Source organism: Paenibacillus sp. FSL K6-3182 (assembly GCF_037976325.1).
In the GTDB taxonomy this organism is placed as follows: Bacteria; Bacillota; Bacilli; order Paenibacillales; family Paenibacillaceae; genus Pristimantibacillus.
This window is the reverse complement of record NZ_CP150265.1, coordinates 6,247,267-6,262,724: the sequence shown is the minus strand read 5'-3', so window position 1 is coordinate 6,262,724 and position 15,458 is coordinate 6,247,267. Positions and strand designations below refer to the sequence as shown.

Sequence of the window (15,458 nt, the reverse complement as noted above, 5' to 3'; positions counted from 1 at the left end):
CATCATATCATCATTAATGTAAGCGCTTTAATATAAGGAGAGGGGTTTTAATCATGAGGAGCAAGAGGTTTAAAGCTTTAAAAAAGGGGATGACATGGACGATTGTCTTCCTCTTATTATTTTCAAGCTTACCGGTTATATCGAATGGGGCAGCATCTGACGAGAACACTTTAAGGGATGGTACCTCAGAGGCAGACGCTTACTTGTGGACAGAAGGGGAAGACTATTTATCTGTTTCTCCAGGGGGATATTATCGGAACGATGAATCGCAAGCAAGCGGAGGAAAGTTCCTCGCCTTGCATACGAATACGCCAGGCACATCTGCGACTGCAGAGTATGAAGTAGATATCCCTGAAACAGGAAACTACGATATATGGGTGCTGGCGACCGGCATGAGTCTTTGGATGTCTGCGTATAGCTGGAAGCTGGACGAGGGCTCGTATAATGCACCTCCCGTAGTTACGGAAGGGGCGATCTTCGTTTCAGAGGGCATGCCCTTTTATTGGCATAAACTAGATAGTACCGAACTGACTCAAGGACAGCATAATCTAGCATTTTTAACGAACGCTCCTCGGCAAGGGGCAAACGATAGTTTATATAATCAAGGGATCGATGCCATTGCCATCGTACCTGTTGACTGGGAATGGCATCCGAATGGTTTGAATAAACCGGCAGCTCCCGTTATACCTGAACAGCCAGTGGAAGAAGGGTACTCATGGACAGAAGGAGAAAATACTGATTCTGTACAGGGAGGTTATCATGGAACGGCTGATTCACTGGCAAGCGGTGGCACCTATCTCTTGCTTCAAACCAATACGCCGGCTACCGCGGCAACTGCGGAGTATCAAGTGGATATACCTCAAACAGGAAGCTACGACATCTGGGTGTTAGCAACTGGCATAAGCATTTGGATGTCCCCTTGGAGCTGGAAGCTGGACGAAGGTTCCAATGCAACCCCGCCTGTTATGACGGAGGGTTCCATATTTGTGGCTGAAGGTATGCCCTTCTACTGGCATAAATTAAGCAGCGCAGAGCTGAGCAAAGGACAGCATAACCTAGCGTTTTTAACCAATACGCCAAGGCAAGGAGCAAGCGATGGCTTATATAATCAAGGTATCGATGCAATCGCCGTTGTACCTGTCGGTTGGGGATGGCAGCCGAATGGTATAACTAAACCTTTTGATAAGGCAGCCGTTAAATATGAATACGTAACAGGCACGCTAGATAAATCGTTGGCGAATCGTGAAGAGCAAGTAGGAGTTACGGTTACGAATAAAGCCATAGCGCGAGTCAATGCAACCTTAAGCTTCTTCGTTGAATTAGTTTATGAGGGAGAAGTTGTATCACGAGCGGTTAAAGAGTTTAATAAAACATCTTGGGCGGCTGGCGAGGAGCATACGGAAACGATCCAGTTAACGGTCCCGTTTAATGCTCCAAAAGGAAAAAATGAAATCCGTACCGGCATTGTCGATAGTCATTACGATAATGCAGTTAATGGAGAGAAATCGGTTAAAGTAGGCAATTTGAACATTGAACAAGAAGATGCGAACACTGCGGTACCTGTGTTAGGGGCAACGATCTTTAACCTACAGCTGCAGCCGACCCATACAAGTACAAGATCATTTGCCGGGACGGTTGCTTATCGACTAAATCAAGCTGTAGATTTCGATACGACGGGGTATCTAAGCTTTTATAAAGGAGAAGTGCTTTGGTATGTTGCCGAGCTAGGTGCTATAAATACGTCGGCCCTCCAAGCCAATGTGGAAACCCAGGCACAGTTTAGTTTTACGTTGCCGGAAGGAATGCCAGCCGACAGCTATACCGTGGAATGGGGACTCCACAAATTAAAAGCAGAGCAGGTGACAGCAGGGCAAGTTGAAGTAACAGTCGCTGCGTCCAGTACGAATTACAAGCCCTTAACGCACGGTGCTTTTACCGATGGGAAGCTGGGGCAATCTCATTTCTGGTATGCTAACCAGTCGCATACGATGATTTGGGATGGCAAACCGTTCGTGCCGATCGGCGGTATGTTTACTTCGGATTATTTGCTCTTTTACTCCAAAACAGATGCTGCAGCCAATAAAGCTAATTGGGATAAGGATGTAGAAGTACTGCAATATATGAAGGCACATGGCGCAATGGATATGTATATCAACACGGCTGTCATGGAGGTTCCGGCATGGGCATGGCAGAAAATGCTGGATTACTTAGACCAGGAAGGATTTACTTACGGTCTGCAGGTTCAAGGAGCCCAAGGTTTGACCCTTTCTGCTTATATGCCGAGAGCCTATGAAGGAGCGGGTGTATTAAAGAAAGAGAATATCGTGGATAGCGGAGAAGTGACCTTAACGGTACCAACGTTTCAAATTCCAGGTTATGTGGATGCTTTGTCAGCGCTGTATGTGGTCATGAATCCGGCTACGGGCGAAGTTATTCAATCCGGCGAAGAGGCTATTCGCAAGGTGAATTCCGCTACGCTTGAGCTTCACGCAGATGTTGTTCTTCCGAGTACGAATAATGCGTCCTATACGGTTTATTTTACCCCTAAGGTTAAGTATTCTGGCCATACTCTGAGGAATATCTGGGATGCAGGAGATTCAATTATCAATAGTATGGTAGACACGCTTGGCAAGGTGACCTTGGGCCCCAATTTTAGATTGTTTGTCGATCCGGTTACGAACGAATCAGGAATATACAACAGCGACGAGGGTTACCTGTTCGACTCTCCCATCTACAGTGCTCAATTTGTGGATTGGTTAAAGCAGAAATACGCCACATTGAATGCTCTAAATGAGGCTTGGAAAATGAGCAGTCCCGTTGAATCTTATGAAACGGCGGCGCGTTTAGTGCCCATAGTTCGGGGAGAAGGATCGGCTGTGTGGAACAACCAATTGTATTTGGTTGACAAGGGTAACCCGGGTTCCACGTATGCGGCGGATGCTTATCACGGCATTTTATGGGATGATTTTGTCGATTTCAGAGAGGGCTCCTATAACGATTATTTAATGAAATTTGCAGATGCGATAAATAGTGTCGTTGACGTGCCCGTCGTGTTCAAACACGCTGGCACCACAAGGAAATACTTTATTAATGACAAGCAGACCGGAGGGTTCGCGGGCGTTGGGGGAGAAATTTACGGCGATACGGAATACTTGGTGAGAGAACGATCCGGGTATACCTTTTCGCTAATCGAGCAATCGGCACAAACCTTATGGTTTTTAACGACGGAAACGCAGCTGGACGAAAATATGGAACGTAAATATCAATCCGGCGAGAAGGGCTATCCGGACAAAGAAACGATGTTTAATCATTTTGATTCGGTATTGGAGGCAGGGAGCAAAGGCATTTATGATTTTCTCTTTAATTGCGATTACTTTACATCATGCCAAGAATCTTACGCTTATTATACAGCGAAACCGATCCAGTTCGATTGGCTCAAAGAATACAAGGATGCGATTCTAGCTCCTGATTCGCTAGCACATATTGAAACCTATCTGCCAGAAGTCTATTATGTATATCCTGCTGGCGAGACTTGGTGGATGTTGAATAGACGGAATGTCGTGCTACCAGGTAATGATTATCGGGGCGGAGCCACGCTTCAAACCTTTGATAATAAATGGGTTGTGCCTACTTTTGATCCTAATATAGCTACGAATGTATTAGTCGTCAGCTTAGAGGACGATCCAGCGACAACCCTGTACGGCGAAGATTTAATGGCTCAGGGAAGCCTAAAGGCTGGCAAACGAAATACCGTCTATATGGGCTACCGTAAAAACCTGGGAGCGTTGCCGGAGATTGATGCCTATTTTACGAATGAATTTACGGTATTGGAGAATGGAACAATGGTACAGGTACTTAATCCAAATGCGACAAGTACGACACAGGTGCTTTATAGTTCGGCGGATGGAAAGGCTTGGGGAATTAGGGATGGTAAGCTTTGGATTATTACGGATCCGAATTGGATTCAGAGCTTTAATGGGAATGAACCCAAAGGGCAAATCAAATATTTAGATCAATTAGACTTTTCAACAGACAGCAGTAATGGCGGTAATAATGGTTCTAGCGGAAGCAATGGAAATACGGCTAGAAGCATAGTGTCAGTAGAAAATGGTAAAGCGATAGTAAAGCTAGGCAATAACCTATCCGTCGTATCGATTCCATTAGCGCAAATTGGAGATCATCCTTTATCCGTAGTGGCGGGTTCGGTAATTGTTACTGTTGATCGAGAACTGCTTACTACTTGGAAAGGGCAGATCAATAATGAGGCAGGGGCAGCAATTGAAGTCGAGGTTAAGCCAGTGACCGAATCGGGAGACATTCGGACCGCCTCCCTAAATGCAGCTGCACAAATAACGATTGCAGGTCAGGTATATGAAATTAGCATGAAGTTAAAAAAGAAAGACGGCAGCGTGGTTGAAGTTAAAGGGGCAAAAGGCGGTGTAGAGATTACTTTACCCTATGATGCCAATGGTGTTGATGAGGAGCTTCTTGGGATTTACTACTATAACGAGCTGACTAAGGTTTGGGAGTATGTAGGTGGGAAGGTAAACAGCAGTGCCAAAACATTAACAGTTAAACTTCAGCATTTGAGCAAATATGCAGTTTTGGAATTCAAAAAGACGTTTAGCGATATGCTCACTACTCATTGGGCTTCAAGAACGATTCAAGTGTTGTCGGCTAAGCATATTGTGAACGGTGTGAATGATTCCATGTTCATGCCTTCAGGCAATACGACACGTGCGGAATTTGTTTCTCTCTTAGTTCGTGCTTTAAACCTCGAAGCCTCTCAGGATGAGCAGATGTTTAAGGATGTAAAAGAGGATGCATGGTATGCAGCAAGCGTGCAAGCCGCTGTGAAAGCGGGCTTTGTTTCTGGCATCAGTCTCGATTTATTTGCTCCGAATGCGCCTATAACTCGTGCGGAGATGACCGTACTAGTCGCAAGAGCGCTAGACATGAATAAGGATACAAACCTGAACGCTCAGTTTGCGGACTCCAAGGACATACCTATTTGGGCAATGCCTTCTGTGGCAGCACTAAATGAAGCGGGCCTCGTGCAGGGAAAAGGGAATAATATGTTCCATCCGAGATCTAATGCTACGAGAGCAGAGGCAGCACAGTTCATTCTAATAATAATTAATCATTTGAGTAAGTCTTAATGAAGTGATCGACTATATAAAAGGATTAATAAATACGAGCGAATTTTTCAAATCATAAAATGTGGGCAACGTTTATAGTTGAAACAAAAAGATCACCTAATACGGGTGATCTTTTTTTATTATTAGCGAGATGTTGTTCATATGAAAACCTTGTAGGCAACAATTTCAGGCGCTTCACAAGCTTGCCTCTCTTACTTCGACTTTGTATTCCGAAATCCCAGATCTCAAGTAAATAAAGGGATTTCAGCCGATAGATAATGAAAAAGGGATAGCATCACAAAAATGGAGGGTGCGCTTTCAGAGTGAAGGAATAGCAGCACAAAAAGTGGAGATTTCCGCATTCAGCTGTACATGTTACGTTAAGTTGGCAAGGCGTTGCTGAACAGAATGATAACATGCCAAAAGAAAGGGGGATTACTTTGAAGCAACATTCGCAGTCAGCGGATCTAGCTCCCATGCCTAAAATGCCGAAAGCAGGAGCAGGCTCGAGATGGATAAGATCCATGCGGAAGGAATTAAAACGCAATCGATTTCTTTATATGCTGCTAGTGCCAGTAGCCATCTATTTATTGCTATTTAAATACGCACCGATGGCTGGAGAAATCATTGCTTTCAAAAATTATCGATTATCCGATGGGATTTGGGGAAGCTCTTGGGTAGGATTCCAGCAGTTTGAGAAGTTGTTTGCTAGTCGCGAGTTTTATATCGTATTGAAAAATACGCTGCTGCTTAACCTGTACAGCTTGCTCTTTGCGTTTCCTGCTCCGATTCTGCTCGCAATCATGCTCAATGAAGTTCGGGTGGAGTGGTACAAACGAACATTGCAAAACTTGCTGTACATTCCTCATTTTATTTCGTGGATTGTCCTCGGAAGCATCATTATTGCACTGTTATCGCCATCTACAGGCATAGTGAATTATTTATTGCAGGCATTTGGAATAGAGCCAATCTATTTTATGGCAGATAAGCTATGGTGGCCGGTGACGTTCATTGTGTCGGGCATTTGGAAAGAAGCCGGATTTGGGACGATTCTTTACTTAGCTGCGATGGCCTCAATTGATCCAACATTGTATGAAGCGGCCAAAATTGACGGCGCCAATAAAATAAGACAGATCTGGCATGTGACACTGCCAGGCATTCGCAGTACGATTGCGATTCTTCTTATTTTGCAAGTAGGCAAAATGATGGACGTTGGTTTCGAGCAGGTCTATGCACTGCGGAATCCGGCGGTAACGAGTGTGGCTGAGGTTATCAGTACCTTCGTGTACACAAGGGGGATTGTCAACCTGCAGTACAGTTACACAACTGCATTAGGCTTATTCCAATCACTGATTGCGCTCATACTTATTGTATCTGTGAACCGAATCATTAAGGCGCTGGGAGAACGAGGATTGTGGTAAGGGATGAAAGGAGTGATGCAACCTGAAGCTTGGAAAACAAAGCGTTTTTTCGGTCATATTTCGCTGGCTTAACTACATCTTGCTGGCGCTGCTTGCTTACATGGCGTTATTTCCGTTTATTAACGTGATTGCTGTATCATTCAGCAGCAGCAGGGCAATCAATGCGGCGGAAATTTTTATGTGGCCGGTTGATTTCAATGTGGAAGCCTATCTAAAGCTGCTGAAAGACGGGCAATTAATCGTAGCGATGAAGAACACCATCATCATTACAGTCATCGGCACCGCGTTGAATATGATTTTTACGATCATTGCTGCCTATCCGCTCTCTAAAGCGAGATTAAAAGGCAGAAATGTTATGCTGATGGCTATTTTATTTACGATGCTGTTCAGCGGCGGATTGATTCCTAATTTTCTGCTAATCAATAGCATTGGACTTACCAATACGTATTGGGCACTTTGGCTGCCAGCACTTATAAGCGCTTACAATATGTTTGTAATGAAGTCGTTTCTGGAAGGGCTGCCTGACGAGATGGAAGAATCCGCTGCGATTGACGGTGCTGGTGATTTCACTATTTTATGGCGAATCATATTGCCTCTCTCCAAACCGGTCATCGCTGCATTAACATTGTTTTATGCCGTGGGCTGGTGGAATTCCTATATGAATGTCTTAATCTACATTCGAAGTACGGATAAAGTGTCATTGATGGTGAAGCTGTACCAGATGATCGATTTGGTAAGTCCAGAACTGCTGCGTGGAAGCGGTGAAGGTGTGTCGCAAATCTCGATTACGCCGGAAGGCATTCGGGCTGCAGCAGTCGTATTTGCTATCGTGCCGATTCTGTGTGTGTATCCATTTTTGCAAAAGCATTTTATTAAAGGCGTGCTGCTTGGTTCGATTAAAGGATAATGCACGGCATGAGCTGAATATCAAGGGTGCCAAGAATGCACATTTTGATATAAAAAAATTATTTTGTAGGAGGTCAAGTATGAAACAGAAGAGAATACAAAAAGGAAAAATGTTGCTTATGCTGGTTATGATCATGGCACTCTTGGCAACGGCGTGTTCCAACAGTGGGGAAAACAGCAGCTCTACGAATACAACGAACGAGGCCACTGACAAACCTGGCAACGAGTCTTCTACAGGCGAGAAAGATCCCTATGATGGGATGCCTAAGAAGGTCAGCATTTCCACGTTTGATAGAGGAGCAGTGTCAAGCGATGAGGGTACCTATGAGGAAAATCGCTGGGTAAAATGGATTCGTGAGCAATCGGGTATTGATGTAACGATCGTACCTGTACCGCGCAACCAAGCACAGGATGCGCTTAACGTATTGATTGCATCGAAACAAGCGCCGGACCTGCTGTGGGAATACGACAGGACATATATTGGCAAGCTGGTCACCCAAGGAGTTATTCAACCGATCGGTGATTATATTGAGAAATACAGCACGACCTACAAAAAGTATTTGGAAGAAAATCCGGATTTGTTGCCCTATATTACTTTCAATGGAGAAGTTTATGCGGCAGTGACGAAACGTGCGATTACCGGCATTGTAAACCATGGCATGTGGATAAGACAGGATTGGCTCGACGAATTGAAGCTTGAGAGGCCGACGACAGTTGAAGAGCTTGTTGCTGTAGCCAAAGCGATGAAAGAACGCTACCCAGACAGCACGCCAATAGTCGGTCATACGACATTCGATATTTACTCTGCTCTCTATGCGGCAATGAACAATCAATGGTATGTGGAAGATGGGAAAATGGTATATGGTGCAACTCTAGATCGTTTTGGTGAAACGATTGAACTGGAGAAGCAGCTGTATGATTTGGGACTTGTTGATCGTGAATATTTAACGGATAGCAATAATCAGCGTGCAACCCAGTTGTGGACAACAGGTAAAGCTGGAATCTATATGGGGCAATGGGGACTCGGTAATACCGATATTTTAACGAAGGATCTACTCATTAATGTGCCGGACGCCAAGCCTGAGCCATTGGAAGCGGTTGCTACTCCGCATGGCAAATATGGTACGTATCAGGAGGCTTCGCCGCTATTTTATGTCACTTTCAATAAGGATATGAAAAATCCGAAGGCCGCTATGGAGTATTTGGATTGGATTTTGGAGAAGGGCTGGTTCACACTCGTGAATGGAGAGGAAGGCGTCCATCATGAAATGGTAGGTGACGTTGCGAAACGTCTTGATCCGGATAAATTTACAAAAGAAGTTATTTATGCAGGGGAATACGCTGTATTGCGTGACGAGAGCGGTTTTAAAGCCGAGAATTTGCTTGTTCAAGCGGCCAGCGATGATTTGTCACAGCGCATTGCTAAGCTTGATATGGAATCGCTCGATATTGCGTTGAAAAATGAGTTCCGCCGCGATATTCCATATCAGCCAAGCTTTGATGAAATTAATGAAATCCGTTCAACACTGGATACCTTCATTAGGGAAACACGTGCTAATGCCGTAACCCAAGGAGACAAATATACAGGTCAATGGGCACTGGATCAGATTCGCAAGGAATGGAAACGCCTTGGCGGTGAGAAAGCAGAAGAGATTGCCCAGAAGTGGTATGAAGACAATAAAGCCAGCTTCTAGATTCTTTTAGATTCGAAGCATTTGCGCGATAAGATAAAAATGGAGGAGGAACAGAAATGAAGCTCGTACAAAATCGGCGGCTTGTAAAAGCGGTTGCAGTACTATCTATGCTGCTGTTCTTCCTCGTTTTTTCTTCTGCATTTTTGACATATTCCGTATTCAACCGACAGCTGGAGCGGCAGTTGACCAGTACGAACATGGAACTGCTAGGACAGCTGGATCAGAAGCTGGAGCTGTCGCTTAAGCATATTGATAAATCGGCAATTCAGCTGCTGAAGACGTCTGAGGTGGGACGGTTCTTCAATGATGAGCTGACCGATTTGGAGAGTAAGAACAATGCTTTCCGCGTATCCACTCTAATTACGAATGCGATTAATAGTATTGATTATCTCTTTTCCATCGATCTTTATTCCTATGGCAGGCAGCGGCTCGTTTCAGGAAATGTATTGACTGAACAGGATTATAAGCTGGATTTCTCATGGATTCCAGAATTTCAGCAGTATGATGGATACTTCAATTGGATGTCGACTCGCAAGGTACAGCTTAATCACTCGCAATATCCGGTATACCGCAATGTTGTAACGCTGGTACGCTCTTATCCGCTTATTCATTCGTCAGGTACGCGGGAAGGTGCGATCGCCGTAAATATTAAGGAGGATCTGCTGTACGGCTTGATTCGCAATACGGCTGCGATGGATAAAGGACAGACCTTTATTATGGATAGTGAAGGCGTTGTGGTGCTGCATGCAGACCAGAGCAAGCTGGGCAAGGACATTAGTGAATTTCCGTATATTAACCAAATATTGAATGCCTCGGAAACGAGCGGCCATTTCTCTGAGCAGGTTGAACGGACTGCATCCTCCGTTTTTTATGTGAAGTCAGACTATACGGGATGGAATATTGTTCGGGTAGTGCCAGAAGCGCAGTTTCTAAAGCCGCTTTATGCCATTCGCAATGGCCTGCTTATTCTTGCCATTGTATTGTTTGTGGTGGCGACGGCATCGGCAGCGATGGTAGGCCGCTGGATTTTCAAGCCAGTTAATCGTTTTATTCAGGCGATGACTCGGCATTTGACAATTCATCCGAAGGAAGGAACAACAAGGAAATACACGGATGAATTTCAATATTTCGAATCGACGGTACAGCATATTTTGCAAGATCGGGAAGAGCTGCATAAGCAGGTGATTGAGAGCAAGCCGCTTATCAAATGGCAGCTGCTCACTGAATTGCTTTCTGAGAAACGCAAAAATATTGCAGTGCTACAGCCTTATATGGATATGCTTGGCATTAGTTTGTATCTAGAGCATTATGTCGTCATGAGCATTGAATTTGACAACAAGCATGAAATTGCTTCGCCGCGGGATTTGCAGCTTTATGCCTATGCGCTCTGCAATGTAGCAGAGGAGCTGATGAATGCAGAGAGCCGCGGCATTGCAGTGGAAGTGAGCATTGGCAAATGCGCTGTCATTATGAGCTTCGGTGATCAAGATGATCCGCAGCGCCATATGATGCGGGCGGTCGCAGTAGCTGATTTAATGAAGGATTTCGTTCAGGAGTATTTTAACCGCACGATTACGATTGGCATTGGAGATATTGTTGAAACGGTGAACGAAATTCATCGCTCCTATAAGCAATCGCTTGAGGCGCTGAGCTATAAGCTCGTAATGGGGAGCAATTCAATTATTACGAAAGAGGATGTGTTCAGTGAGCAATCCCCGCAATTTTACCGATTATTTGCGATGACAGATGGGATTGTCGCTTCGGTTAAGGTATCAGATACAGACAAGATGAAGCTGCAAGTACACAGATGGTTCGAATCGTTCACCGAGCATGTCGTGCCGCCGGAAATGATTATGCAGCTGATTGTACAATGCCTGATGAAGGCCGCGACAGCCACTGTTGAAATTGGCGTTGACCCCGAGGGGATTTTGCCGGAGCAGTACATGGTTGAAATGTTGAACCAGTATGAGCAGCTGCACCATCTTGAGGCCTTTACGATACAATCACTCTCGAGCTTCATCGAACGAATTAAGGAAAAGCGAAGCAGCAGGGAACGAAATGATGTCATTGACAATGTGATGCTCTATATTCAAAAACATTATATGCGCAGCGACCTGTCGCTTAATTTGCTCGCGAGCGAATTTCATTTGAGCGTATCTCATCTCAGCAAGCTGTTTAAAGAACAGCAGGAATGCAATTTTATCGATTATTTGATGGAGACGCGCATGAACAAGGCTAAGCAGCTGCTGAAGGATACGGAAGAGAAAATACGCGATATTGCGGAAGGCGTAGGCTATACAAATGTGAATAGCTTTGTGAGATTATTCAAGAAAATAACAGGGCTAACGCCTACGGAATTCAGAGAGCGGGCGCGGAGAGAACAAGATGGAGAGGTTTGAACTATAGAGGAGAGGAAGGGTGCAGCATGATCATTCGCAAGTTGAAGGATCCTTTAACGAATATCGCTATTCAGGCTGTTGGAAACCCTGGTACGGATACCGGCCAAAACTATTTTACAGCACAAACCTGGATGGCAGACAGCCGCAATATTATGGTCTGTACAGACATAGATGAGAGCTTTAAAGGGCGTTATGTTCTTTTTGATATAGAGACGGGTGCGGTTGAAACAATGATAGAAAACCTCAGCTGGGGATGCGGTGTTGTATCGTCAAATGATTATTTCTATTATTATGTCGGATCTGCGATTTATGAGTTTAATCTGCATACGATGCTGTCTCGCAACATATGCAGAATGGAGGTTGGGACTGAGGTGTATGGTCCGCTCTCCATCACAAATGACGGAAAGAAAATAGGAACTTACTGGAAACACGGCGAGGAATGGGTAGTCGGGATTGTTGAGGTCCTCACAGGTGAGGTCTCTGTTGTTGCTGCACCGGGGTTTAAAGAGCCCTACCCTATTGCGAATCATTCGATGATTAATCCTCGTTATGATCAGCTTGTTTTTTTTGCCCATGAGGGCAGGACAGACCATATTGCAGATCGTATCTACGTTGCTGATACAACGACGCGTGAGATACGTAATATTTTTCGCCAGCAGCGGCTGGATACAGGTGAGCATGTGGAATATGTGGGGCACGAGATGTGGGCAGCAGATGGGGAGTATCTGTATTTCGTCAAGTATCCGCAAAGCCCGCTAAAACCAACAGGAGTATATCGGGTAGAAAAAACGGGCAAAGATCATGAACTTATCAATGGCGACTACAGGTACTGGCATGTAGCGCCGAGTCCAGATGGGCGTTTTGCCGTTGCGGATACGTTTGAAGAGGGAATGAAGATAAGCAAAATCGTCCTCATCAATTTGGAGAAGCGAACCTCCAAGCTGCTGTGCGAGCTGCCTCTATGGAGAGATCATCCCGGACATCCCCACCCCATGTTCAGTCCCGATAGTAAAAAGGTGTCGTTTACTTTTGCAGATGAGGATCAGCACTTATGGATTGGCATCATTGACATTGATCAATTAACTGAGGAGAACTGATATGACAGGGCAGATTGCAGAGGCGATGAGCAAAATCTACAGTTATATGACCGATGATCATCAGGGAAATTGGGGCATGGATATGAATCAGTGGGACTGGGTTCCTGGTGTCGGTATCATCTCAATTCTGGATTATGGTGAGAAGTCAGGGCAAGAAGAAACGATCCAGTACGTAGAAAAATGGGTAGAGCAGAATAAGCATAAGGGCGATGCTCTGAAAGTAATTAATGCAATGGCGCCTTTTGCCGTATTTCCTTCCTTATATCGCCGCTCCGGAGAGGCTTGGCTACTCGCCAAGTCGCAGGAAATTGCACAGTGGATGATGAATGAAGCGCCGCGCACACGCGAGCGGGCTTTCGAGCACACCGTTACGGAGGATGTCGAGTTCCGTGAACAGGTTTGGGCAGATACGGTATTTATGGCTGTCTTATTTCTAGCTAGGCTGGCGAGAACGACGGGTGATAAGCAGTTGGCTACGGAGGCACTAGAGCAGACCATGCTTCACTTGCAGCTGCTGCAGGATTCGAATTCGGGATTGTTATTTCACGGCTGGAACTGTGAGGCAGGCAACCACTTATCAGCGGTTCGTTGGGCTCGCGCCAATGCATGGATCGTTATGAGCATACCCGAGATTGTGAGTGAAATCAGCGGGTTAGCAGCCATACCAACAGAGCTTAATAAACGATATTCCACTCTTGCCGCTGCACTACGCTCTTGTCAGGCTGCAGACGGGCTGTGGCATACGGTGCTGGATCGCACGGATACGTATAAAGAAACCTCGGCAAGTGCTGGAATTGCATGCGGTTTTCTCAGAGGGGTCAACACAGGTATGCTTGACGCCTCATTTCTGGAGCCGGCTGAGCGAACGCTATCTGAAGTGTTGTCGCTAATTAATTCTAATGGTGAAGTTGCAGGTGTCTCGGGCGGAACACCTATTATGCCATCCGTGGACGCTTATAATCAGATTCCGATCTATCCGACACTTTATGGGCAAGGCTTAACTTTACAGCTGTTGACAGAATTTAAGCTTTTGCTGACTTCTGAGCAAGCAAACGAAGATAACTTGATTACAGGTGAGGGATGAAATGAACATAGTGGACTATTCCAATAATTCATTCAATAACAGAAACAAGTTGATTGAGCTGATTGATTCCCTAGACTCCCAGTACAATTCAGAAAACCGTTTACTTAGGTCACCCTTCAGTAGTCCCGGCTATCATACGACCATTAAACAGGCTGATTTTATCCATTCAACACGGAGTTCGCTCAGCTATGCGCTGGGTCTGCTGGATACAGGGAAAGAACATTATGAGCAGCGTGCTTTCGATATCATTGAGCAAATCGTTTCCTTGCAGGATACAGATCGGAGCCGCAATACGTTCGGTATCTGGTCTTGGTTTTATGAGGAGCCGCTTGATCAAATGGCCCCTCCTGATTGGAACTGGGCTGACTTTTGCGGCAAGCTGCTTGTGCTGATCATTTCAAGGCACGACGCAAGGCTGCCAGAGACGCTGCGGCAGTCGGTGAAACAAGCTATTTGTAATGCCTGTGACGCGATTATCATTCGGAATGTTGGACCGCATTACACTAACATTGCGATTATGGGCGCATTCGTTACGCTCATCGCTGGTGAATTGTTCGAGCGGCAGGATTATGCAAAATACGGTTTGGAACGACTGGAAAAGCTGCATAGCTATACAATGCCTCGGCAGGCGTTCCAAGAATATAATAGTCCGACGTACACTTATGTTGCTATTTTGGAGCTGTCTGCTATTGTAACGGAAACGAGCAATGATTATGCAAAGCAGCTTGGAAACGACTTGCTGAACATCGCATGGAAAAGTGTAGCGGATCATTTTCATGCCGGTACAAGGCAGTGGTCCGGTCCGCACAGCCGTTGTTACAAAACGCTGCTTACCCCTCAAAGCAAAGCTTTTCTACAATTAGCAACCAAAGGAAAGCTGGCTTTTTATACGGAGGATGAACTTCCTTATTATGAAGATTGGTATAAATGCGGCGCTGTATGTCCAGAGCAATATGTAGAAAGTTTCCTTGCGCTCGGTCAGCGGACGATAAGGGAATGCTTCGGGATCAATGGGAACGGTAAAGAGAAGTGGGCAACTACTTATATGACGCCGACCTATACACTTGGCAGCTTCAACAAAGAGATTATGTGGAACCAGACAAGGACTTTGCTCGCCTATGTTGATAATGGTGGCGAGGCGACTTACTTGCATCTGCGTGCGCTGCACGATGGTTATGATTATTGTTCTGCTATTTTTCATGGGGAGCAGCGGGAGAACCATCTGTTGTTTGGAGTGAATTTTGTCGTCAATGGCGGTGATACCCACCCGAATTTGGATATGATTCATGGCTCAATCGAAGCGTCAGATTTGCGATTCCGTCTGGAAATTGGCGGCGCTTTGGATCAGGTCAGTACCGTAGTGGAGAAAGGCAGTGTTAGCCTGCGAATAGGGGAGACGCTGGTATTGCTGCGCAGCTGGTTTGCAGCCTTTGATGATCAGAGTGCAGGTGAGGCAGCCAGAGACTGGAGCTGGGAAGTAACTAGGGAGGGTGACTTGCTCGGCATCGACCTTGTACTTTATACCGGTGAAAAGAAGGTTATTGATTTTCAAAAAATGAACGAGGCTGCATTTCTTTTCTCTCTTTGCATAGGACAAGGAGTTGATAGCTTCAAGCCGCAAATCGAACGTACAAAAGAGCTTGCAACTATTAGTGCAAGCTGGAATAATGAGGATATAGCGCTTACTTTGCAGTTGAAGCCTAGTATGCTGTAATTATC

Annotated in this window: 8 protein-coding genes; all 8 read left to right on the top strand. The window is 45.3% G+C overall.

Annotated features, from left to right (window positions below; translation table 11 throughout):
- Positions 1–53 precede the first annotated feature (53 nt).
- The 8 genes from MHH56_RS27525 (at position 54) to MHH56_RS27490 (ending at position 15,453) form a co-directional block, all read left to right on the top strand.
- Complete coding sequence (locus MHH56_RS27525) at positions 54–5,159, top strand: S-layer homology domain-containing protein (protein ID WP_339204825.1); 5,106 nt, start codon at positions 54–56, stop codon at positions 5,157–5,159.
- A 419-nt stretch (positions 5,160–5,578) separates the two neighbouring features.
- Positions 5,579–6,559, top strand: coding sequence for an ABC transporter permease subunit (locus tag MHH56_RS27520; RefSeq protein WP_339204824.1), 981 nt, complete (start codon positions 5,579–5,581; stop codon positions 6,557–6,559).
- A gap of 79 nt (positions 6,560–6,638) precedes the next feature.
- Positions 6,639–7,466, top strand: coding sequence for a carbohydrate ABC transporter permease (locus tag MHH56_RS27515; RefSeq protein ID WP_339204823.1), 828 nt, complete (start codon positions 6,639–6,641; stop codon positions 7,464–7,466).
- Positions 7,467–7,545: 79 nt separating this feature from the next.
- Positions 7,546–9,159: an extracellular solute-binding protein gene (locus MHH56_RS27510; RefSeq protein WP_339204822.1), complete on the top strand. Its 1,614-nt coding sequence runs from the start codon at positions 7,546–7,548 to the stop codon at positions 9,157–9,159.
- Positions 9,160–9,215: 56 nt separating this feature from the next.
- A complete protein-coding gene (locus tag MHH56_RS27505; protein ID WP_339204821.1) occupies positions 9,216–11,558 on the top strand; it encodes a helix-turn-helix domain-containing protein in 2,343 nt (780 codons plus the stop codon).
- A 26-nt stretch (positions 11,559–11,584) separates the two neighbouring features.
- Positions 11,585–12,655, top strand: a complete 1,071-nt coding sequence (locus tag MHH56_RS27500; protein ID WP_339204819.1) for a hypothetical protein — start codon at positions 11,585–11,587, stop codon at positions 12,653–12,655.
- Between the two features lies 1 nt (position 12,656).
- Positions 12,657–13,739: a glycoside hydrolase family 88 protein gene (locus tag MHH56_RS27495; RefSeq protein ID WP_339204818.1), complete on the top strand. Its 1,083-nt coding sequence runs from the start codon at positions 12,657–12,659 to the stop codon at positions 13,737–13,739.
- A 1-nt stretch (position 13,740) separates the two neighbouring features.
- A complete protein-coding gene (locus MHH56_RS27490) occupies positions 13,741–15,453 on the top strand; it encodes a hypothetical protein (protein WP_339204817.1) in 1,713 nt (570 codons plus the stop codon).
- The last annotated feature ends 5 nt before the right edge of the window (positions 15,454–15,458 follow it).

What these genes read in the sequence shown, in the direction of transcription:
- MHH56_RS27510 (WP_339204822.1), top strand. Translation starts at nt 7,546, where the DNA reads ATGAAACAGAAGAGAATACAAAAAGGAAAAATGTTGCTTATGCTGGTT.
- MHH56_RS27525 (WP_339204825.1), top strand. Translation starts at nt 54, where the DNA reads ATGAGGAGCAAGAGGTTTAAAGCTTTAAAAAAGGGGATGACATGGACG.
- MHH56_RS27500 (WP_339204819.1), top strand. Translation starts at nt 11,585, where the DNA reads ATGATCATTCGCAAGTTGAAGGATCCTTTAACGAATATCGCTATTCAG.
- MHH56_RS27505 (WP_339204821.1), top strand. Translation starts at nt 9,216, where the DNA reads ATGAAGCTCGTACAAAATCGGCGGCTTGTAAAAGCGGTTGCAGTACTA.
- MHH56_RS27490 (WP_339204817.1), top strand. Translation starts at nt 13,741, where the DNA reads ATGAACATAGTGGACTATTCCAATAATTCATTCAATAACAGAAACAAG.
- MHH56_RS27495 (WP_339204818.1), top strand. Translation starts at nt 12,657, where the DNA reads ATGACAGGGCAGATTGCAGAGGCGATGAGCAAAATCTACAGTTATATG.